Annotated in this window: 28 protein-coding genes; 26 read left to right on the top strand and 2 right to left on the bottom strand. The window is 69.3% G+C overall.

The genetic code is table 11. The annotated features are described in order from the left end of the window. Nucleotides 1-73: 73 nt before the first annotated feature. Nucleotides 74-361: an NUDIX hydrolase gene (locus tag WA762_RS08675; RefSeq protein ID WP_335934494.1), complete on the top strand. Its 288-nt coding sequence runs from the start codon at nt 74-76 to the stop codon at nt 359-361. Here the strand turns inward: WA762_RS08675 and WA762_RS08670 are convergent. Both WA762_RS08670 and WA762_RS08665 read right to left on the bottom strand, forming a co-directional pair. After that, nucleotides 327-2,756 (bottom strand): poly(A) polymerase, encoded by a 2,430-nt coding sequence (locus WA762_RS08670; protein ID WP_335934492.1) that lies wholly within the window; start codon nt 2,754-2,756, stop codon nt 327-329. The genes WA762_RS08675 and WA762_RS08670 overlap by 35 nt on opposite strands. Before the next feature lie 140 nt (nt 2,757-2,896). Continuing rightward, nucleotides 2,897-4,570, bottom strand: a complete 1,674-nt coding sequence (locus tag WA762_RS08665; RefSeq protein WP_335934490.1) for an RNA ligase family protein — start codon at nt 4,568-4,570, stop codon at nt 2,897-2,899. Nucleotides 4,571-5,110: 540 nt separating this feature from the next. Here WA762_RS08665 and rpsJ point away from each other — a divergent pair. The 25 genes from rpsJ to map all read left to right on the top strand — a co-directional run bounded on the left by rpsJ (nt 5,111) and on the right by map (nt 19,215). Further along, nucleotides 5,111-5,419, top strand: a complete 309-nt coding sequence (gene rpsJ, locus WA762_RS08660; protein WP_003948644.1) for a 30S ribosomal protein S10 — start codon at nt 5,111-5,113, stop codon at nt 5,417-5,419. A 13-nt stretch (nt 5,420-5,432) separates the two neighbouring features. Next, entirely contained in the window at nt 5,433-6,077 is a 645-nt protein-coding gene (gene rplC, locus WA762_RS08655) for a 50S ribosomal protein L3 (RefSeq protein WP_335934458.1), read from the top strand. Nucleotides 6,078-6,084: 7 nt separating this feature from the next. After that, complete coding sequence (gene rplD, locus WA762_RS08650; protein ID WP_335934457.1) at nt 6,085-6,735, top strand: 50S ribosomal protein L4; 651 nt, start codon at nt 6,085-6,087, stop codon at nt 6,733-6,735. Next, on the top strand, nt 6,735-7,058 hold the full coding sequence (gene rplW / locus WA762_RS08645) for a 50S ribosomal protein L23 (RefSeq protein WP_335934456.1): 324 nt from the start codon (nt 6,735-6,737) through the stop codon (nt 7,056-7,058). The genes rplD and rplW overlap by 1 nt, the downstream gene beginning before the upstream one ends. Before the next feature lie 51 nt (nt 7,059-7,109). Further along, nucleotides 7,110-7,946 (top strand): 50S ribosomal protein L2, encoded by an 837-nt coding sequence (gene rplB, locus WA762_RS08640; RefSeq protein WP_283853424.1) that lies wholly within the window; start codon nt 7,110-7,112, stop codon nt 7,944-7,946. A 12-nt stretch (nt 7,947-7,958) separates the two neighbouring features. Further along, the gene (rpsS, locus tag WA762_RS08635; protein WP_283853425.1) at nt 7,959-8,240 is read left to right on the top strand and encodes a 30S ribosomal protein S19; all 282 of its coding nucleotides are present in this window, start codon (nt 7,959-7,961) and stop codon (nt 8,238-8,240) included. A 43-nt stretch (nt 8,241-8,283) separates the two neighbouring features. Further along, nucleotides 8,284-8,631, top strand: coding sequence for a 50S ribosomal protein L22 (gene rplV, locus WA762_RS08630; RefSeq protein WP_009997296.1), 348 nt, complete (start codon nt 8,284-8,286; stop codon nt 8,629-8,631). Next, a complete protein-coding gene (gene rpsC / locus WA762_RS08625; protein WP_335934452.1) occupies nt 8,631-9,464 on the top strand; it encodes a 30S ribosomal protein S3 in 834 nt (277 codons plus the stop codon). The genes rplV and rpsC overlap by 1 nt, the downstream gene beginning before the upstream one ends. Nucleotides 9,465-9,469: 5 nt before the next feature. Further along, nucleotides 9,470-9,889: a 50S ribosomal protein L16 gene (gene rplP / locus WA762_RS08620; protein ID WP_072485538.1), complete on the top strand. Its 420-nt coding sequence runs from the start codon at nt 9,470-9,472 to the stop codon at nt 9,887-9,889. Further along, a complete protein-coding gene (rpmC, locus tag WA762_RS08615; RefSeq protein WP_015035581.1) occupies nt 9,889-10,113 on the top strand; it encodes a 50S ribosomal protein L29 in 225 nt (74 codons plus the stop codon). The genes rplP and rpmC overlap by 1 nt, the downstream gene beginning before the upstream one ends. Continuing rightward, the gene (rpsQ, locus tag WA762_RS08610; RefSeq protein ID WP_030977953.1) at nt 10,113-10,397 is read left to right on the top strand and encodes a 30S ribosomal protein S17; all 285 of its coding nucleotides are present in this window, start codon (nt 10,113-10,115) and stop codon (nt 10,395-10,397) included. Before rpmC ends, rpsQ begins: the two co-directional genes overlap by 1 nt. Before the next feature lie 106 nt (nt 10,398-10,503). Next, the gene (gene rplN, locus WA762_RS08605; protein WP_003966950.1) at nt 10,504-10,872 is read left to right on the top strand and encodes a 50S ribosomal protein L14; all 369 of its coding nucleotides are present in this window, start codon (nt 10,504-10,506) and stop codon (nt 10,870-10,872) included. Nucleotides 10,873-10,874: 2 nt separating this feature from the next. Continuing rightward, a complete protein-coding gene (gene rplX, locus WA762_RS08600) occupies nt 10,875-11,198 on the top strand; it encodes a 50S ribosomal protein L24 (protein WP_073786786.1) in 324 nt (107 codons plus the stop codon). Beyond that, a complete protein-coding gene (rplE, locus tag WA762_RS08595; protein WP_006126888.1) occupies nt 11,198-11,755 on the top strand; it encodes a 50S ribosomal protein L5 in 558 nt (185 codons plus the stop codon). The genes rplX and rplE overlap by 1 nt, the downstream gene beginning before the upstream one ends. Before the next feature lie 2 nt (nt 11,756-11,757). Further along, on the top strand, nt 11,758-11,943 hold the full coding sequence (locus WA762_RS08590) for a type Z 30S ribosomal protein S14 (protein WP_003956452.1): 186 nt from the start codon (nt 11,758-11,760) through the stop codon (nt 11,941-11,943). A 225-nt stretch (nt 11,944-12,168) separates the two neighbouring features. Beyond that, the gene (rpsH, locus tag WA762_RS08585) at nt 12,169-12,567 is read left to right on the top strand and encodes a 30S ribosomal protein S8 (RefSeq protein WP_335934431.1); all 399 of its coding nucleotides are present in this window, start codon (nt 12,169-12,171) and stop codon (nt 12,565-12,567) included. 21 nt (nt 12,568-12,588) lie between these two features. Then, nucleotides 12,589-13,128 (top strand): 50S ribosomal protein L6, encoded by a 540-nt coding sequence (gene rplF / locus WA762_RS08580; protein WP_335934429.1) that lies wholly within the window; start codon nt 12,589-12,591, stop codon nt 13,126-13,128. 2 nt (nt 13,129-13,130) lie between these two features. Next, nucleotides 13,131-13,514, top strand: coding sequence for a 50S ribosomal protein L18 (gene rplR, locus WA762_RS08575; protein ID WP_335934428.1), 384 nt, complete (start codon nt 13,131-13,133; stop codon nt 13,512-13,514). A 47-nt stretch (nt 13,515-13,561) separates the two neighbouring features. Next, nucleotides 13,562-14,167, top strand: coding sequence for a 30S ribosomal protein S5 (rpsE, locus tag WA762_RS08570; RefSeq protein ID WP_335934427.1), 606 nt, complete (start codon nt 13,562-13,564; stop codon nt 14,165-14,167). Next, complete coding sequence (gene rpmD / locus WA762_RS08565; protein WP_005313525.1) at nt 14,167-14,349, top strand: 50S ribosomal protein L30; 183 nt, start codon at nt 14,167-14,169, stop codon at nt 14,347-14,349. The genes rpsE and rpmD overlap by 1 nt, the downstream gene beginning before the upstream one ends. Before the next feature lies 1 nt (nt 14,350). Then, a complete protein-coding gene (rplO, locus tag WA762_RS08560; RefSeq protein ID WP_335934425.1) occupies nt 14,351-14,806 on the top strand; it encodes a 50S ribosomal protein L15 in 456 nt (151 codons plus the stop codon). 849 nt (nt 14,807-15,655) lie between these two features. Next, nucleotides 15,656-16,000, top strand: a complete 345-nt coding sequence (locus tag WA762_RS08555) for a hypothetical protein (protein ID WP_335934424.1) — start codon at nt 15,656-15,658, stop codon at nt 15,998-16,000. Between the two features lie 225 nt (nt 16,001-16,225). Beyond that, nucleotides 16,226-17,545: a preprotein translocase subunit SecY gene (secY, locus tag WA762_RS08550; protein WP_335934423.1), complete on the top strand. Its 1,320-nt coding sequence runs from the start codon at nt 16,226-16,228 to the stop codon at nt 17,543-17,545. Next, nucleotides 17,545-18,201 carry an adenylate kinase gene (locus tag WA762_RS08545; protein WP_335934422.1) on the top strand — a complete coding sequence of 219 codons (657 nt, stop codon included), beginning with the start codon at nt 17,545-17,547 and terminating at the stop codon, nt 18,199-18,201. The genes secY and WA762_RS08545 overlap by 1 nt, the downstream gene beginning before the upstream one ends. Nucleotides 18,202-18,372: 171 nt before the next feature. Continuing rightward, nucleotides 18,373-19,215, top strand: coding sequence for a type I methionyl aminopeptidase (gene map, locus WA762_RS08540; protein ID WP_335934420.1), 843 nt, complete (start codon nt 18,373-18,375; stop codon nt 19,213-19,215). The last annotated feature ends 255 nt before the right edge of the window (nt 19,216-19,470 follow it).

The following is a 19,470-nucleotide window of genomic DNA, read 5'->3' as shown; positions in this document are numbered from 1 at the left end:
CCGCCGCCGTGATCAGCCACGACGGCCGGGTCCTGCTCGTGCGCCGCAATCCCGGCGACTTTACCTGGGCGGGATGTGGGAGGTCCCCTCCGGAACGGTCGAGACCGGGGAGACCATCCTGGACGCCCTCCACCGGGAGAGCGCCGAGGAAACCGGGCTGACCATCGATCAGGTCACGTGCTACATCGGGCACTTCGACTACCGGAACAGCCGTGGCGGCACCACCCGCCAGTTCAACTTCGCCGTCACCGTGCAGAAGCCCGAACCGGTCGTCCTCACCGAACACGACGCCCACCAGTGGGCCCTCCCGGGCGAGCTGCCCGAGGTCAGCGATGCGGTCCGCGAGCTGATCGCCCGCTGAGGCGGCGCCTCGCTCGGTGTTGCCTACCGTGGAGCCGCCTCGCTCGCGCGGGAGAGCGAGGCATCGGGCAGGCCGCGCAGCAGCTCGCCGCGATCTCCGCCAGCCGGGCCGGGTCGGGCGGGGTGCGGCCCAGGCCGACGGCGTACCGGACATGGGACGCGTCGGCGGCGTACGGGCGCGGCCAGGCGTGGGCGTCCGGCGCGCCAGCCTCCGCGAGGGCGGCGAGCAGGGCCAGGACGCGGCCCCGGAAGCGGCCCTCGTCCTCGCCGCGCCGTACGGAGACGACCGCCCAGGCGGCGTGACGTGCACCCAACGGCGGGCGGGCGCGGAGCCGGGTGCGCGGGACGGGGGCGGAGTCGGGGACGGGCTCCAGGATCTCCCAGGCGCTGAACAGCTCCTCGGCGATCAGGTCGCGGCCCGCCGCCGAGACCTGCGTGGTGCAGGAACGCACGGGGGCGGTCGGGGTCAGCACGGTCAGCGGCCGGCCGGTGTCGGCCGTGCTCGCCGGAGCCTCCCCGAGGCCCACCGGGCGGTCCCAGTCCCAGGTCGCCCAGGTCGCGAAGAAGTGCCGGAGCAGGGGGAGCGGCGGCAGGCCGCCCGCATCGCGCGCGGTGCGGGCCGCGAGAACGGACCAGGCCAGGCCCGGCAGTCCGCCGCAGGGGGCGGAGTCCAGGCCGCGCGCCCGCGCCCACGCCTTGACCTCGCGGGCCAGCCCGGTGAACGCGGCCCGGTGCGGGTCCGCCGCCGCGAGCACCGCGTCCGCGTCGCTCACCGCGCTGAGCGCCCTGGCCGCCGGGTCGCCCAGTTCGGCGCGGCGCTCGGCGGCCTCGGCCGGGGGAAGGACCCCGGTCGGCACGGTCACCAGGTCCACCCGCAGACCGCCGGCGCCGAAGCGCAGTCCGGGCACCCGGGCGCCGGTCACCTCGCGCACGTCGACGGCGTCCGGCAGCGCGGCCGCCAGCCGTTCCCGTACGCGCGCGCCCGCCGCGTCCCCGTCGCCCGGGAGCGCCGCGACCAGGTCCACGTCCGCGCCGGGCAGCGCGCAGCCCATCCGCCGCGAGCCCACCAGGTGGACCCGGGCCTCCGGCAGGGCGGCCGCCACCCGCCCGACCAGCCCGGCCGCCGAAGCGGCGTCGGCGGCGGTGGCCTCGGCGGCCGTGTTGGCTTCGTACGCCTCAGCGGCCTCTTCGGCCTCGGTGGTCTCGTACGCCTCAGCAGGCTCTTCGGCCCCGGCGGTCGCGTAGTAAGTCGCGCCGTCGTCGTCCCGCGCGGCCTCCGCCGCCAGCTCGACCCGCACGCCGAAGTGGTCCGAGACGTACAGCCCGTCCGGCGCCGGCGCGTCGCCCAGCAGCGACGCCGACACCGGGCGCCACCGTTCCGCGCGGAGCAGGACGCGGTCCAGCCGGGACGCCCGGCCCGACAGGGAGGAGACGGCGGCCAGCGGGTTGACCGACGGGTCGAAGGTCGGCGTGCGGTCCGACGCGCCGCGCACCAGGCTCCAGGCGTCCGCCATCCCCAGCCGCTCCTGCGGAGTGCTCCCGCCGTCGTTGAAGTCGCCGAGCAGCAGCACCTCGCCCTCGACGGCCGCCAACCCCGTTGCCAGATCGGTCAGTTCGGCGTCCCGTCGGTCCGCGCCGTTCGGCGAGTGGTCGCTGCTCAGATGGGTCGCCGCGACCGTCACCGGACCCTGCGCGCTCTCCACCACGACGGCGGCGACCGCCTTGTGCGGGCCCAGCTCGTGCAGACCCGCCTCCCGCACCGGGACCCTGCTGAGCAGCAGCAGACCGTGGTCGGCGACGTCCCGGCCGTCCGGGTCGGCCCAGAACGTGTAGCGCTCACGGACCCAGGGCGCGGCCAGCAGCAGCGAGAGCAGGACGGGTTCGGCCTCCTGGAGGGCGATGACGTCCGCGTCCGCCGCGCGCAGGGCGTCCAGCAGCAGCGGCCGGCGGCGGGCGGTGTCGATGCGGTCGCTGTCGTAGCGGTCCCAGAGGGTGTTCCAGGTCAGCACCGTCAGCGGACCGGCGGGCGGAGGGCCGGCCGGCGCGGGGTGCGGCGGCACGTCCCCCTCCGCCGGCGTCCAGACCTCCAGGGACGCGGAGTACGCGTGCGGCGTCCGGGAGGTGAAGTACGGGGACGGCAGCCTGCGCGGGGCGCGCACCCGACCGGCCTCCGTCGCGTCGACCCGGTCCACGCCCGCCGCCCGGTCCCACACCACCTCGCCGTCCGCCTCGATGAACAGCACCCGGTGCCAGGGGATCTCGCCGCCCGGCGTGAACCGGGGGAGCGGCACCCGCTTCGGCTCCCTCCCGCGCTGCGCCACGCCCATCACGAAGCGCGCCGGATCGAACCGGGGGTCCCAGCGGACCCGGTGGTAGATCTCCTCGCTGGTACGCATCCGCGCCCCGCCTCTCCTCGCTCCTGCTGTCGAATGCCGGACTCCCACTGAGCGCCGGACTCCCACCGAATGCCGGACTCCCGCCGAGCGCCGGTGCGCGGTGCCCGTGCGGAATGCCGGTCCGCAGGGCCCGTACGCGGCTACGCCCGGTCCTCCACGGTCCCGCTCGCGCCGACGTACCAGGTGCGGTGCGCCTGCCCGGGATACGGGGGCACGTACCGGCGCAGCTGCGAGGTCAGCACCTCCGGCGGCACCGGATGGGCGCGCCGCCCGTTGCGGCGGACCAGTTCCGCCTCGTCCACCACGGTCACGGCATGGGTGAGCAGCGCGTCCCGCCGCCGGGCCACCGCGTGTACCAGCGAACGCTGGTGCGCGTTGAGCGAGGTGGCGTCCCAGACGACCGTGGCGCCCGGGACGAGCGCGGCGTCCAGCCGGTCCAGGCCCTCGCGGAGCACGTCCCCGTTGGCCCGCTGGTCGGTGCGCGAGCCCCGGGCCCCGCGCAGGTCGTCCAGCGACAGACGCACGTCCACGTCCGGCAGGCCCCGGGCGAAGGTGCTCTTGCCGCTGCCGGACGGGCCGACCAGATGGACCAGGCGCGGGAAGTCCCCGGTCCGCCACCGCCAGGTCGCGGCGACCGCCTCCTCGACGGTGCCGATCCGGCCCAGCGCGTACGCCTCGCGGGCCTGCGCCCGGCAGCGGTCGGCGGCCACCGGGTCCAGGTCCGCGAACGCCTCGTCCAGCCCGGCCGGCTGCCGCACGTCCTGCGCGTGCAGCGCCGACCACTCCACCTGCTCGCGCTCCTCGCCGGTCTCCGCCGCGGCCGCGGCCAGCGCGTGCAGCACCTCCAGATCGGCGGCGGACGACATCCGGGCCAGGCCGGTGCGGCGGTCCTCGTCCGGGTACGGGCGGTGCAGCGCGGGGTGCAGCCCGACGAGGTCCGCGACGCGGCGGGCCACCGGCATGCCCACGGTCCGCGCCAGCGCGGGCGCCAGGTCGGTCCGGCGGGCCCGGCGCAGCAGCCCGGCCAGCACGCCGGTGAGCCGGTCGTCGCCGGTCCGGCCCAGCGCGTCCAGCGCGTCGGCCATCGCGGCGGCGGCCCCGGCGTCCGCCGCCGCCCCCGCACCCGCGGCGGCGGCCAGGGCCGCCGGGTCGACGGGTGCTCCGGACCGCACGGCCCACAGGGCGGCGGCCGGGCCCAGCCCGTTCTCCACCACGGCGGCGTGCATCCAGTGCGTGCCGGTCCGCACATGGCCGGGCCGCACCCACTTCGCCACCAGGCGTCCGAAGTCCGCCGCGTCGAAGCCGCCGGCGGGGCGGACGACGTACCCCTCCTGCCGGGCGGTGTCCGGTTTCAGCGCCCGCAGGGCCTTCTCCGCCCGCGCGTCGAACACCCCGCGCCACAGCACGGGCGGCGTCGGTATCCCCAGGCCGCGCAGGAACGCCACCGTCCGGTCCCAGCCCAGGCACCGTTCCCCGTCCCAGACGGAGAAGCCGTAGAAGAAGCTCTCCAGACCGTCGTACGGGACGGAGTGGCGGGCGAACACGTTCTCGCCGCACACCCGCCACCCCGCCGGGATCCGCGGGCCGATCCGGCCCTGGAGCGCCTTCACCCAGCCCCGCGAGGGGTGGTGGGCGGAGTCGAGGGAGCGGGCGTGCAGGCCGTCGGCGTAGAGCGTGGTGTTCTCGCCGTCCAGCTTCTCGGTCACCACGACCTCGCGGCCGGCCAGCGCGGACAGGTCCGCGATCCGCACGTCGTCCGGGGCGGCCCCCGGGGACCAGGGCAGATGGCCGGTGCGCGGATAGTGCGTACGCATGACGAGAGTCCCTGTGACGACGGTGTGCCGACCGGTCACTGTAGGGGCGGGAAGGCACGGGGCTCGACCGAATTCGCGACGGTCCGCACGACCGGCCGCGCGACCGTCCGGCGCGCCCCGGGAGCCGTCCGCGTTTGACCGGGTGACCGCGCGGGGTAGGATCTCGGACCCGATTGGCCAGGCTCAGGCCCCGTATGGCACACTGCTCAGGTTGCTCGGTTGAGTGTCAATGCTGCGCGCCTCCCGCCGGGAGGACCGGAAGCGAGTCCCACAGTACTCGTCGACCCCTCGCGGGTCGGACGTACGGGAATCTTCCGGGAAGCGTCAGTGGGGCGCCGGCCAGGCACCCGGCGGGTCTCCACCCCCGACGCTCCTGACGGAGCACAGCGCGGCCCTCGGGCCCGCACCCCCTCGGTACGGGAAATCCCTTCAGGGAACTCCACGTGGAGGGGATGCGACACGCCCGACCGCGTGGGTCGGAGGGGGAGGCGGAACCACCGGGTTCCAGAGCGTTAGCGAGAGACAGGACTACTAGTAGCCATGGCGGGACAGAAGATCCGCATCCGGCTCAAGGCCTACGACCACGAGGTCATCGACTCCTCGGCGAAGAAGATCGTCGAGACGGTGACCCGCACGGGTGCGTCGGTCGCGGGCCCGGTGCCGCTGCCCACTGAGAAGAACGTGTACTGCGTCATCAAGTCGCCGCACAAGTACAAGGACTCGCGCGAGCACTTCGAGATGCGCACGCACAAGCGCCTCATCGACATCCTCGACCCCACGCCGAAGACGGTTGACTCGCTGATGCGCCTCGACCTGCCGGCGGGCGTCGACATCGAGATCAAGCTCTGAGGTGACGCGCGAGATGGCTAAGAACATTAAGGGCGTCCTGGGCGAGAAGCTCGGCATGACCCAGGTCTGGGACGAGAACAACCGGGTCGTCCCGGTGACCGTCGTCAAGGCCGGGCCCTGCATCGTCACCCAGGTCCGCACCAACGACACCGACGGCTACGAGGCAGTCCAGATCGCCTTCGGCGAGATCGACCCCCGCAAGGTGAACAAGCCCCTCAAGGGCCACTTCGCCAAGGCCGACGTGACCCCGCGCCGCCACCTGGTGGAGCTCCGCACCGCCGACGCCTCCGAGTACACGCTCGGCCAGGAGATCACCGCCGAGGTGTTCGAGTCCGGCGTCAAGGTCGACGTCACGGGCAAGAGCAAGGGCAAGGGCTTCGCCGGTGTCATGAAGCGCCACAACTTCGGTGGCCTCGGCGCCGGTCACGGCACCCAGCGCAAGCACCGCTCGCCCGGTTCGATCGGTGGCTGCGCCACCCCGGGCCGTGTGTTCAAGGGCCTCCGCATGGCGGGCCGCATGGGCAACGAGCGGGTCACCACCCAGAACCTGACCGTTCACGCCGTTGACGCGGAGAAGGGTCTGCTCCTCATCAAGGGAGCCGTCCCCGGTCCGAACGGCGGCCTCGTCCTGGTCCGTACCGCGGCCAAGGGGGCCTGAGGAACCGATGAGCACCATTGACATCCTTTCGCCGGCGGGCGACAAGGCCGGGACCGTCGAGCTCCCCGCGGAGATCTTCGACGCCAAGACCAGCGTTCCGCTGATCCACCAGGTCGTCGTCGCGCAGCTGGCGGCTGCCCGTCAGGGCACGCACAAGACCAAGACCCGCGGCGAGGTCCGCGGCGGTGGCAAGAAGCCGTACCGCCAGAAGGGCACCGGCCGCGCCCGTCAGGGTTCGACCCGCGCCCCGCAGTTCGCCGGCGGTGGCGTCGTCCACGGCCCGCAGCCGCGTGACTACTCGCAGCGGACCCCGAAGAAGATGAAGGCCGCCGCCCTGCGCGGTGCCCTCTCGGACCGGGCCCGTCACTCCCGCATCCACGTCGTCACCGGCGTGGTCGAGGGTGCCGTCTCCACCAAGGCCGCCAAGACGCTGTTCGGCAAGATCACGGAGCGCAAGAACCTGCTCCTGGTCGTCGACCGCGCCGACGAGGCCGCGTGGCTGTCCGCCCGCAACCTGCCCCAGGTGCACATCCTGGAGCCGGGCCAGCTGAACACGTACGACGTGATCGTCTCCGACGACGTGGTCTTCACGCAGGCCGCCTTCGAGTCCTTCGTGTCTGGCCCCCAGACCGCTGAGACCGAAGGGAGCGCCGCCTGATGAGCGAGGCGACCGTTACCAGCAAGACCTTCACCGACCCGCGCGACGTTCTCGTCAAGCCGGTCGTGTCGGAGAAGAGCTACGCGCTGCTCGACGAGAACAAGTACACGTTCATCGTCGCGCCGGGCTCCAACAAGACCCAGATCAAGCAGGCCGTCGAGGCGGTCTTCTCGGTCAAGGTCACCGGGGTCAACACGATCAACCGGCAGGGCAAGCGCAAGCGCACCCGCACCGGCTTCGGCAAGCGCGCCGACACCAAGCGCGCCATCGTGACCCTCGCCGAGGGCGACCGAATCGACATCTTCGGCGGTCCGACCGCCTGACGGCGGCCGGAATCGTCCAGGATCCGGAATTCTTCCGAGGACTGAGAGAAAATGGGTATCCGCAAGTACAAGCCGACGACTCCGGGCCGTCGTGGGTCCAGCGTCGCCGACTTTGTCGAGATCACGCGGTCCACGCCGGAGAAGTCGCTGGTCCGCCCCCTGCACAGCAAGGGCGGCCGTAACAACGCCGGTCGTGTGACCGTTCGCCACCAGGGCGGTGGCCACAAGCGCGCCTACCGAGTGATCGACTTCCGTCGTCACGACAAGGACGGCGTGCCGGCCAAGGTCGCGCACATCGAGTACGACCCCAACCGCACCGCGCGCATCGCGCTGCTGCACTACGCGGACGGCGAGAAGCGCTACATCATCGCGCCGCGTGGCCTGTCGCAGGGCGACCGTGTCGAGAACGGCCCGGCCGCCGACATCAAGCCCGGCAACAACCTGGCGCTGCGCAACATCCCGGTCGGTACGACCATCCACGCCATCGAGCTGCGGCCCGGCGGCGGCGCGAAGTTCGCCCGTTCCGCGGGCGCCTCCGTGCAGCTGCTGGCGAAGGAGGGCTCCATGGCCCACCTCCGCATGCCGTCCGGTGAGATCCGCCTGGTCGACGCCCGCTGCCGCGCCACGATCGGCGAGGTCGGCAACGCCGAGCAGTCGAACATCAACTGGGGCAAGGCCGGCCGCATGCGCTGGAAGGGCGTCCGCCCGACCGTCCGCGGTGTCGCGATGAACCCGGTTGACCACCCGCACGGTGGTGGTGAGGGCAAGACCTCCGGTGGTCGCCACCCGGTCTCGCCGTGGGGTCAGAAGGAGGGTCGTACTCGTTCTCCCAAGAAGGCGAGCAACAAGTACATCGTCCGCCGCCGCAAGACGAACAAGAAGCGCTAGGAGCGGGTTTAGATGCCGCGCAGTCTCAAGAAGGGGCCCTTCGTCGACGGCCACCTCATCAAGAAGGTGGACGCGCAGAACGAGGCAGGCACCAAGAACGTCATCAAGACCTGGTCCCGTCGCTCGATGATCGTCCCGGCGATGCTGGGTCACACCATCGCGGTGCACAACGGCAAGATCCACGTCCCGGTGTTCGTCACCGAGTCGATGGTCGGCCACAAGCTCGGCGAGTTCTCGCCGACTCGCACCTTCCGCGGCCACGTCAAGGACGACCGGAAGTCGAAGCGCCGCTGACCGCGGAGTGGAACGACTGATGACTTACACCGAAGGGACAACCATGGAAGCCAGGGCCCAGGCGCGGTACATCCGCGTCACGCCCATGAAGGCCCGCCGCGTGGTGGACCTCATCCGTGGCATGGACGCCACGGAGGCTCAGGCGGTCCTGCGTTTCGCCCCGCAGGCCGCGAGCGTGCCGGTTGGCAAGGTGCTGGACAGCGCCATCGCCAACGCCGCACACAACTACGACCACACCGACGCCTCCACGCTGGTCATCAGCGAGGCGTACGTGGACGAGGGCCCGACCCTGAAGCGGTTCCGGCCGCGCGCCCAGGGCCGTGCCTACCGGATCCGTAAGCGGACCAGCCACATCACCGTGGTCGTCAGCAGCAAGGAAGGAACCCGGTAATGGGCCAGAAGGTAAACCCGCACGGGTTCCGACTCGGCATTACCACGGACTTCAAGTCCCGGTGGTACGCCGACAAGCTGTACAAGGACTACGTCAAGGAAGACGTCGCCATTCGTCGCATGATGACGAAGGGCATGGAGCGGGCCGGCATCTCCAAGGTGGAGATCGAGCGCACCCGCGACCGCGTCCGCGTTGACATCCACACCGCCCGCCCGGGCATCGTCATCGGCCGCCGCGGCGCCGAGGCCGACCGCATCCGCGGCGAGCTGGAGAAGCTCACCGGCAAGCAGGTCCAGCTGAACATCCTCGAGGTCAAGAACCCCGAGGTGGACGCCCAGCTGGTGGCCCAGGCCGTCGCCGAGCAGCTGTCCTCCCGCGTCTCCTTCCGTCGGGCCATGCGCAAGAGCATGCAGAGCTCGATGAAGGCCGGCGCCAAGGGCATCAAGATCCAGTGCGGTGGCCGCCTCGGCGGCGCCGAGATGTCCCGCTCGGAGTTCTACCGCGAGGGCCGTGTGCCCCTGCACACGCTCCGCGCGAACGTCGACTACGGCTTCTTCGAGGCCAAGACGACCTTCGGCCGCATCGGCGTGAAGGTCTGGATCTACAAGGGCGACGTCAAGAACATCGCCGAGGTCCGCGCCGAGAACGCCGCCGCCCGCGCCGGCAACCGCCCGGCCCGTGGCGCCGACCGCCCGGCCGGCCGCGGCCGCGGTGGCGAGCGTGGCGGCCGCGGCCGCAAGCCGCAGCAGCAGTCGGCTCCGGCCGAGGCCCCCAAGGCCGAGGCTCCCGCCGCTGCCGCTCCGGCTGCTGAGAGCACCGGAACGGAGGCCTGACCGAAATGCTGATCCCCCGTAGGGTCAAGCACCGCAAGCAGCACCACCCGAAGCGCAGCGGTATGTCCAAGGGTGGTACGCAGGTTGCGTTCGGCGAGTACGGCATCCAGGCGCTGACCCCGGCGTACGTGACGAACCGCCAGATCGAGGCGGCTCGTATCGCGATGACCCGCCACATCAAGCGTGGCGGCAAGGTCTGGATCAACATCTACCCGGACCGTCCCCTGACGAAGAAGCCCGCCGAGACCCGCATGGGTTCCGGTAAGGGTTCTCCCGAGTGGTGGATCGCGAACGTCAAGCCGGGTCGGGTGATGTTCGAGCTGTCCTACCCGAACGAGAAGATTGCTCGTGAGGCGCTCACCCGCGCTGCTCACAAGCTTCCGATGAAGTGCCGCATCGTTCGGCGCGAGGCAGGTGAGGCGTGATGTCGGCCGGAACCAAGGCGTCCGAGCTGCGCGAGCTGGGCAACGAGGAGCTGCTCAACAAGCTCCGCGAGGCCAAGGAAGAGCTGTTCAACCTCCGCTTCCAGGCGGCGACCGGGCAGCTTGAGAACCACGGCCGGCTCAAGTCCGTCCGTAAGGACATCGCCCGGATCTACACCCTGATGCGCGAGCGCGAGCTGGGCATCGAGACGGTGGAGAGCGCCTGATGAGCGAGAAGACTGTGACTGAGACGAACACCGACCGCGGTTTCCGCAAGACCCGTGAGGGTCTGGTCGTCAGCGACAAGATGGACAAGACCGTCGTCGTCGCCGTCGAGGACCGCGTGAAGCACGCGCTGTACGGCAAGGTCATCCGCCGTACCAACAAGCTGAAGGCCCACGACGAGCAGAACGCCGCGGGCGTCGGCGACCGTGTCCTCCTCATGGAGACCCGGCCGCTGTCCGCGACGAAGCGCTGGCGCGTCGTCGAGATCCTCGAGAAGGCCAAGTAATTCCTGAGGGGCATCCCCCTCAGGCGAGTTCCGCCAGGCTCGGCGGGGTCCGCTCCGGCAACGGGGCGGCCCCCGCCGGGAACCGGCAGACGATCAGGAGATAGACGTGATCCAGCAGGAGTCGCGACTTCGCGTCGCCGACAACACGGGTGCCAAGGAGATCCTCACCATCCGTGTTCTCGGTGGTTCGGGTCGCCGCTACGCGGGCATCGGTGACGTCATCGTCGCCACCGTCAAGGACGCGATCCCCGGTGGCAACGTGAAGAAGGGTGACGTCGTCAAGGCCGTCATCGTTCGCACCGTCAAGGAGCGCCGTCGTCAGGATGGCTCGTACATCCGCTTCGACGAGAACGCCGCCGTCATTCTGAAGAACGACGGCGACCCCCGCGGCACCCGCATCTTCGGCCCGGTGGGCCGGGAGCTGCGCGAGAAGAAGTTCATGAAGATCATCTCGCTCGCGCCGGAGGTGCTGTAAGCATGAAGATCAAGAAGGGCGACCTGGTCCAGGTCATCACCGGTAAGGACAAGGGCAAGCAGGGCAAGGTCATCGTGGCCTACCCCGCTCAGGACCGTGTCCTCGTCGAGGGTGTCAACCGGGTCAAGAAGCACACCAAGGCCGGTCAGACGGCTCGCGGTTCGCAGACCGGCGGCATCGTCACCACCGAGGCCCCGATTCACGTCAGCAACGTGCAGCTGGTCGTGGAGAAGGACGGCAAGAAGGTCGTCACCCGCGTCGGCTACCGTTTCGACGACGAGGGCAACAAGATCCGCGTTGCCAAGCGGACCGGTGAGGACATCTGATGACTGCCACCACTGCGCCGCGTCTCAAGACGCGCTACCGCGAGGAAATCGCCGGCAAGCTGCGTGAGGAGTTCTCCTACGAGAACGTCATGCAGGTGCCCGGCCTGGTCAAGATCGTGGTCAACATGGGTGTGGGCGACGCCGCCCGCGACTCCAAGCTGATCGACGGCGCCGTGCGCGACCTCACCACGATCACCGGCCAGAAGCCCGCCGTCACCAAGGCCCGCAAGTCCATCGCGCAGTTCAAGCTGCGCGAGGGTCAGCCGATCGGCTGCCACGTCACCCTCCGCGGTGACCGGATGTGGGAGTTCCTGGACCGTACGCTGTCGCTCGCGCTGCCGCGTATCCGTGACTTCCGTGGTCTGTCGCCGAAGCAGTTCGACGGCCGTGGCAACTACACCTTCGGTCTCACGGAGCAGGTCATGTTCCACGAGATCGACCAGGACAAGATCGACCGGGTCCGGGGCATGGACATCACCGTGGTGACCACGGCGACCAACGACGACGAGGGTCGTGCCCTCCTTCGTCACCTCGGCTTCCCGTTCAAGGAGAACTGACCGTGGCGAAGAAGGCTCTGATCGCTAAGGCCGCCCGCAAGCCGAAGTTCGGCGTCCGCGCGTACACGCGGTGCCAGCGCTGCGGCCGGCCCCACTCCGTCTACCGCAAGTTCGGCCTGTGCCGCGTGTGCCTTCGTGAGATGGCTCACCGCGGCGAGCTGCCGGGCGTGACCAAGAGCTCCTGGTAATTCCCCTCCGCCCCTCGGGCGTTGGGAATTGCACGGAAGCTCTCGGTAAGCATCTGGTCGGCGGGAGCCCCGCCTCGCATGCCGTAGGCTTGCGGGGTTGGGCGCCTGCCGCCCATGACCGACTTACTACGCCGTAGGTCCCCGCACCGCACCCGTCCCGCCTCTGAGCGGGGAGAGGGATGGCGCATACAGGAAACCCCGGCGAGAGAGGCCGAAGGCCAATTCATGACCATGACTGATCCGATCGCAGACATGCTCACGCGTCTGCGTAACGCGAACTCGGCTTACCACGACACGGTGTCGATGCCGCACAGCAAGATCAAGTCGCACATCGCGGAGATCCTCCAGCAGGAGGGCTTCATCACCGGCTGGAAGGTCGAGGACGCCGAGGTCGGCAAGAACCTCGTCCTGGAGCTGAAGTTCGGCCCGAACCGCGAGCGTTCGATCGCCGGCATCAAGCGCATCTCCAAGCCGGGTCTGCGTGTCTACGCAAAGTCCACCAACCTGCCGAAGGTCCTCGGCGGCCTGGGCGTGGCGATCATCTCCACGTCCCACGGTCTCCTGACCGGCCAGCAGGCGCAGAAGAAGGGCGTAGGTGGGGAAGTCCTCGCCTACGTCTGGTAGTCGGGAACGGAGGAAAAGCTCATGTCGCGTATCGGCAAGCTCCCCATCCAGGTTCCCGCCGGTGTGGACGTCACCATCGACGGCCGTACGGTCGCCGTGAAGGGCCCCAAGGGCACCCTCACGCACACCGTCGCCGCGCCGATCGAGGTCACCAAGGGTGAGGACGGCGTCCTGAACGTCACCCGCCCGAACGACGAGCGTCAGAACAAGGCCCTGCACGGCCTGTCCCGCACGCTGGTGGCGAACATGATCACCGGTGTGACCCAGGGTTACAGCAAGGCGCTCGAGATCAGCGGTGTCGGTTACCGCGTCCAGGCGAAGGGCTCCAACCTGGAGTTCGCCCTGGGCTACAGCCACCCGATCCTCGTCGAGGCGCCGGAAGGCATCACCTTCAAGGTCGAGTCCCCGACCAAGCTGTCGGTCGAGGGCATCGACAAGCAGAAGGTCGGCGAGGTGGCGGCCAACATCCGCAAGCTGCGGAAGCCCGACCCGTACAAGGCGAAGGGCGTCAAGTACGCCGGCGAGGTCATCCGCCGCAAGGTCGGAAAGGCTGGTAAGTAGCCATGGCATACGGCGTGAAGATCGCCAAGGGCGACGCCTACAAGCGCGCCGCCCGCAAGCGTCGCCACATCCGTGTCCGCAAGTACGTCTCGGGTACGCCGGAGCGTCCCCGTCTGGTCGTGACGCGGTCCAACCGCCACATGGTGGCTCAGGTCATCGACGACGTCGCGGGTCACACGCTCGCGTCGGCGTCCACCCTGGACGTCTCCATCCGTGGTGGCGAGGGCGACAAGAGCACCCAGGCCAAGCAGGTCGGGGCCCTGGTCGCCGAGCGCGCCAAGGCCGCAGGCGTCGAGGCCGTCGTGTTCGACCGCGGCGGCAACCAGTACGCCGGGCGGATTGCCGCTCTGGCTGACGCCGCCCGTGAAGCCGGGCTGAAGTTCTGAGCCCCGGTTCCTACGCACAGCGGACGTAACAGAGAGAGGTAAATCCAATGGCTGGACCCCAGCGCCGCGGCAGCGGTGCCGGTGGCGGCGAGCGGCGGGACCGGAAGGGCCGTGACGGCGGCGCAGCTGCCGCCGAGAAGACCGCGTACGTCGAGCGCGTCGTCGCGATCAACCGTGTCGCCAAGGTTGTGAAGGGTGGTCGTCGCTTCAGCTTCACCGCGCTGGTCGTGGTGGGCGATGGTGACGGCACCGTCGGTGTCGGTTACGGCAAGGCCAAGGAAGTTCCCGCGGCCATCGCCAAGGGCGTCGAGGAGGCCAAGAAGAACTTCTTCAAGGTCCCCCGCATCCAGGGCACCATCCCGCACCCGATCCAGGGCGAGAAGGCCGCGGGCGTCGTCCTGCTCAAGCCGGCTTCCCCCGGTACCGGTGTGATCGCCGGTGGCCCGGTGCGCGCCGTCCTGGAGTGCGCCGGCGTTCACGACATCCTGTCGAAGTCGCTCGGCTCCGACAACGCGATCAACATCGTGCACGCGACCGTTGCGGCCCTCAAGGGCCTGCAGCGTCCGGAGGAGATCGCGGCCCGCCGCGGTCTGCCGCTGGAGGACGTCGCCCCTGCGGCTCTGCTCCGTGCGCGTGCTGGGGCGGGTGTGTGATGGCCCGCCTCAAGATCACGCAGACGAAGTCGTACATCGGCAGCAAGCAGAACCACCGTGACACGCTGCGTTCGCTCGGGCTGAAGCGCCTGAACGACGTGGTCGTCAAGGAGGACCGCCCCGAGTTCCGCGGCATGGTGCACACCGTCCGCCACCTCGTGACGGTCGAGGAGGTCGACTGACATGGCGGAGAACAAGCCGCTGAAGGCCCATGACCTCCGGCCCGCCCCGGGCGCCAAGACCGCCAAGACCCGTGTGGGTCGTGGTGAGGCGTCCAAGGGTAAGACCGCCGGTCGTGGCACCAAGGGCACCAAGGCCCGCTACCAGGTTCCGGAGCGCTTCGAGGGTGGGCAGATGCCCCTCCACATGCGTCTCCCGAAGCTCAAGGGCTTCAAGAACCCGTTCCGCACCGAGTACCAGGTCGTGAACCTGGACCGTCTCGCGGCCCTCTACCCCGAGGGTGGCGAGGTGACCGTGGCCGACCTGGTCGCCAAGGGCGCCGTGCGCAACAACCACCTCGTCAAGGTCCTCGGACAGGGCGAGATCTCCGTGGCGCTGCAGGTGACGGTCGACGCCGTCTCCGGCTCCGCCAAGGAGAAGATCGCCGCCGCCGGCGGCACCGTCACCGAGCTCGTCTGAGCTTCGGCCTGACACTCACGGCCCGGATCCCCTCATGGAGGGGGTCCGGGCCGTTGTCGTTTCTGAGAAGAATTTTCCCTGTGTTTGGAGGATCGCGCGTCGAGCGAAATTGATCATTTTCAGTCAACATAGCAGCGGATCCGCAGGGGTGGGGTTTCGAGCAAGATGCAGGGCGGACGCTCGGGGGGCCTGTAATGAGAGTAATTTCCTGGTAAAGATCAAGCCCGTTTCTGTTTCTTTCGATGATTTTATTGCTTGTTGCTTCGATGAATGTCTGCCTATGATCTCCGCGGCCTTTTGCTCTGCCTTTTATCATTGTCGGGGAATTTCTTTTCCTTGCTTTTGGTGGGGGCGTTCTCAGGGGTGACCATCACCGCCGGAATGGTCCGGACCGACCTCACGGGCAGGGCCGGCAGGGCCGCCCTCTCCGCGCGTCCCGTGTTCCCGAGCAGCAAGCCGGGCCGCCGTGGCGAGGCGTACCGCCGGGAGCACGGCATCGCTCGGCGGCTGTACGAGCTTCGACACGAACCGGCCCGTGGGACGGTCCAGGAACGGGAACAAGATCCAGGCGATGGTCCACGGGAGCAGCCTCGCCGTTGTTCTTCCGGCCGGTGCGGCTCAACTGCTCCGGCGCCGCCAGGAGCGCCCCGGTCGATGTGATGCGGTCGACCTTTGCGAATGACGGGGTCCAGCTCGCGCCCCGAAATCCGAATTGCCGAAATTCTCTTCCCCGAATTCAATGGACCTCGCCCATCCTGAGATATCAAGAGGAAGCCATGCCCGGCTCCGCCGCGTCGGCCCTGCGGCCGTCGCCCCGAATGCGGGCGACGGCCGCAGGTTTCCTTGGCGATGCCGGAGCAGTTGTGCGCCCGCGAAACCGATGGTCTGGTCGCCCTGCGCGTGGCCGACATGGCCGAGGCCGACGTGGGCGACGATTTCGACCTGAGCGTGATGGCGAACGACACGCTGTTCACGCTCCCCTCGCAGGGCCTGCAGATCGTGCTGCGCACGTTCGTGTCCGACGGGGTGGTGCGCACCTGCCCGGAGACCAGCCGCTGCTCGTGGCCCGCCGAGCTCGACCTCATGGCGGCGGCGGAGGCGCTGCGACTCGTGGGGCGCTGGGCCGACTGGGCGGGGGGCGCGTTCACCCGTTCCGCGGACCGCCATATCTCGCTCTACCGCAGAACCGCATAGATCGGGCCTCGCGCGGTCGGGTGTTCGTCCCGGCTTCCGTCGCCGCTCGGCTGTCGCCAGCCTGGATGGTTGTTCCAGGAGGGGGGAGCGCCGGTAAGGTGGCGTGCACTGTTAACTTCCGCGCGGTGTGCCCAACGGGCGGTCTGCGCGGGTTTGAGTCATTAGTCCCCGTCGAACCTCAAGACCGTCACCTCTTCGCACTGCGCGGGGGTCGCAGGAGGCACCGTGCTCACCGCGTTCGCCCGGGCGTTCAAGACGCCCGACCTGCGCAAGAAGCTGCTCTTCACGCTCGGCATCATCGTGCTCTACCGGCTCGGGGCGCACATCCCGGTACCGGGAGTGAGCTACGAGAACGTCCAGATCTGTGTCAATCAGGCCAGCAAGGGCAACAACAGCCTCTTCGGCCTGGTGAACATGTTCAGCGGCGGCGCACTGCTGCAGATCACGATCTTCGCGCTCGGCATCATGCCGTACATCACGGCCAGCATCATTCTCCAGCTGCTGACCGTGGTGATCCCCCGGCTCGAGGCGCTCAAGAAGGAGGGGCAGACGGGCCAGGCCAAGATCACGCAGTACACGCGTTATCTGACCGTGGCGCTCGCCGTCCTCCAGGGCACCGGTCTGGTGGCCACCGCCACCAATGGCGCGCTGTTCAGCGGCTGCCCCGTGGCCGACCAGATCGTGCCGAACCAGTCGATCTTCACCACGATCGTCATGGTCATCACGATGACCGCGGGCACCGCGACCGTGATGTGGCTCGGCGAGCTCATCACCGACCGCGGCATCGGCAACGGCATGTCGATCCTGATGTTCATCTCGATCGCCGCCAGCTTCCCCGGCGCCCTGTGGGCCATCAAGACCAGCGGCAAGCTGGCGGACGGGTGGATCGAGTTCGGCACCGTCATCCTGGTCGGCTTCGTGATGGTCGGCCTCGTCGTCTTCGTCGAGCAGGCCCAGCGCCGTATTCCGGTGCAGTACGCGAAGCGCATGATCGGACGCAGGTCGTACGGCGGCACCTCGACGTACATCCCGCTGAAGGTGAACCAGGCGGGTGTGATCCCCGTCATCTTCGCTTCTTCGCTGCTCTACATCCCGGCCCTGGTCGTGCAGTTCTCCAACTCCACCGCGGGCTGGGCGACCTGGATCCGTGACAACTTCGTCAAGGGCGACCACCCCTACTACATCACCGCGTACTTCCTCCTGATCGTCTTCTTCGCCTTCTTCTACGTGGCGATTTCGTTCAACCCCGAGGAAGTCGCCGACAACATGAAGAAGTATGGTGGGTTCATCCCGGGTATCCGGGCTGGTCGACCTACTGCCGAGTACCTGAGCTACGTGCTCAACAGGATCACTTGGCCGGGCTCGCTGTACCTGGGCCTGATCGCTCTGGTGCCGACAATGGCGTTGGCAGGCTTCGGCGGTGCCAATCAGAACTTCCCGTTCGGCGGGACGAGCATCCTGATCATCGTGGGTGTGGGTCTGGAGACCGTGAAGCAGATCGAGAGTCAGCTCCAGCAGCGCAATTACGAAGGGTTCCTCCGCTGATGCGAATCGTCCTCGTCGGGCCGCCCGGTGCCGGCAAGGGAACGCAGGCTGCGTACCTTGCCAAGAACCTGTCGATTCCGCAGATCTCCACGGGCGATCTCTTCCGCGCCAACATCAGCCAGGGCACCGACCTTGGCAAGCAGGCCCGCGCCTACATGGACGCGGGACAGTTGGTGCCGGACGAGGTCACCATCGGGATGGCCAAGGACCGCATGTCCCAGCCGGACGCCGAGAACGGCTTCCTGCTGGACGGCTTCCCGCGGAACGTGGGGCAGGCCGAGGCGCTCGACGCCATGCTCAAGGACGAGGGCGCCAAGCTGGACGCGGTCCTGGACCTGGAGGTCCCCGAGGACGAGGTGGTCAAGCGCATCGCCGGCCGCCGCATCTGCCGGAACGACGGCTCGCACGTCTTCCACGTCGCGTACAACCCGCCGAAGGCCGAGGGCGTCTGCGACGTCTGCGGCGGCGAGCTGTACCAGCGCGACGACGACAGCGAGGAGACGGTGCGCACCCGGCTGGAGGTCTACCACACGCAGACCGAGCCGATCATCGACTACTACCGGGCGCAGAACCTGGTGGTCACCATCTCCGCGCTCGGCAAGGTCACGGACGTGACCGAGCGGGCCATGGAGGCGCTGAAGTCCGAGCAGGGCTGAGCGCCACACCGTAAGTACTCACGCAGTCGGCCGCGGCGTCCTCGGGCGCCGCGGCCGACTGTTTGCGCCGTATGGTTGAGTACGGTTTTTTTCCATCCGTCACCGTTCGACGCGGCCCGGACGCGGGCCCGACGCGCTCCGGTGCAATCCGACGCAGAGAGGCGCCGCACCATGGTGCAGATCAAGACCCCCGAGCAGATCGCCAAGATGCGTGAGGCGGGGCTGGTGGTCGCTGCCATCCACGCGGCCACCCGGGAGGCGGCGGTCCCCGGCGCCACCACCGCGGACCTGGACCGGGTCGCCCGCAAGGTGATCGCGGACCACGGCGCCACGTCGAACTTCCTGGGCTACGGCGGGTTCCCCGCGACCATCTGCACCTCGGTCAACGAGGTCGTCGTCCACGGCATCCCGGACGACAAGACCGTCCTCAAGGACGGCGACATCATCTCGATCGACGCCGGCGCGATCGTCGACGGCTGGCACGGCGACGCCGCGTACACCGCCTTCGTCGGCACCGGTCACGCGCCGGAGCTGGTCGAGCTCTCCCGGGTGACCGAGGAGTCGATGTGGGCCGGGATCGCCGCGATGAAGGCGAACAACCGCCTCGTCGACATCTCGAAGGCGATCGAGTCCTACATTCGCCGCCAGCCCCGCCCCGCCACCGGCAAGTACGGGATCATCGAGGACTACGGCGGGCACGGCATCGGCACCGAGATGCACATGGACCCGCACCTGCTGAACTACGTCTCCCGCAAGCGCGGCAAGGGCATCCGGCTGGTACCCGGGGTCTGCCTGGCGATCGAGCCGATGGTCTCGCTCGGCACGGCGAAGACCGAGGTGCTCGACGACGAGTGGACCGTGCTCACCACGGACGGCACCTGGTCCTCGCACTGGGAGCACACGGTCGCCCTCACGGAGGAGGGCCCGCTGGTCCTGACGGCCCCCGACTGCGGCCGGGCGAAGCTGGCCCAGTACGGCATCGAGACCGCGCCGGACCCCCTCGCGAAGTCCTGAGCGCCGGGGCGCCCCACCGGCCGGACCCGCCGTGCCCGGCCGCACGCGAACCGTGACCCGGCCCACGCGGCCGGTGACAAGGGGCGGCCTCATCCGGCCCCGCCGAGGACTAAGGATCTACTCCGGCGGGCAAACTTGACGGATTCGTCTTTTGGGGTTCGCTGACGTAGACTGACGCGTCGGCTCTCGTGCATCCGTGTGCCCGCATTTCCGCACCGGATGCCCGGAAGCCGATCAAGGTAGCCGATTCGAAGG

The sequence above is a fragment of the Streptomyces tyrfis genome (assembly GCF_037034285.1).
Taxonomy (GTDB): Bacteria; Actinomycetota; Actinomycetes; order Streptomycetales; family Streptomycetaceae; genus Streptomyces.
This window is presented reverse-complemented; position numbering and strand designations above follow the sequence as displayed.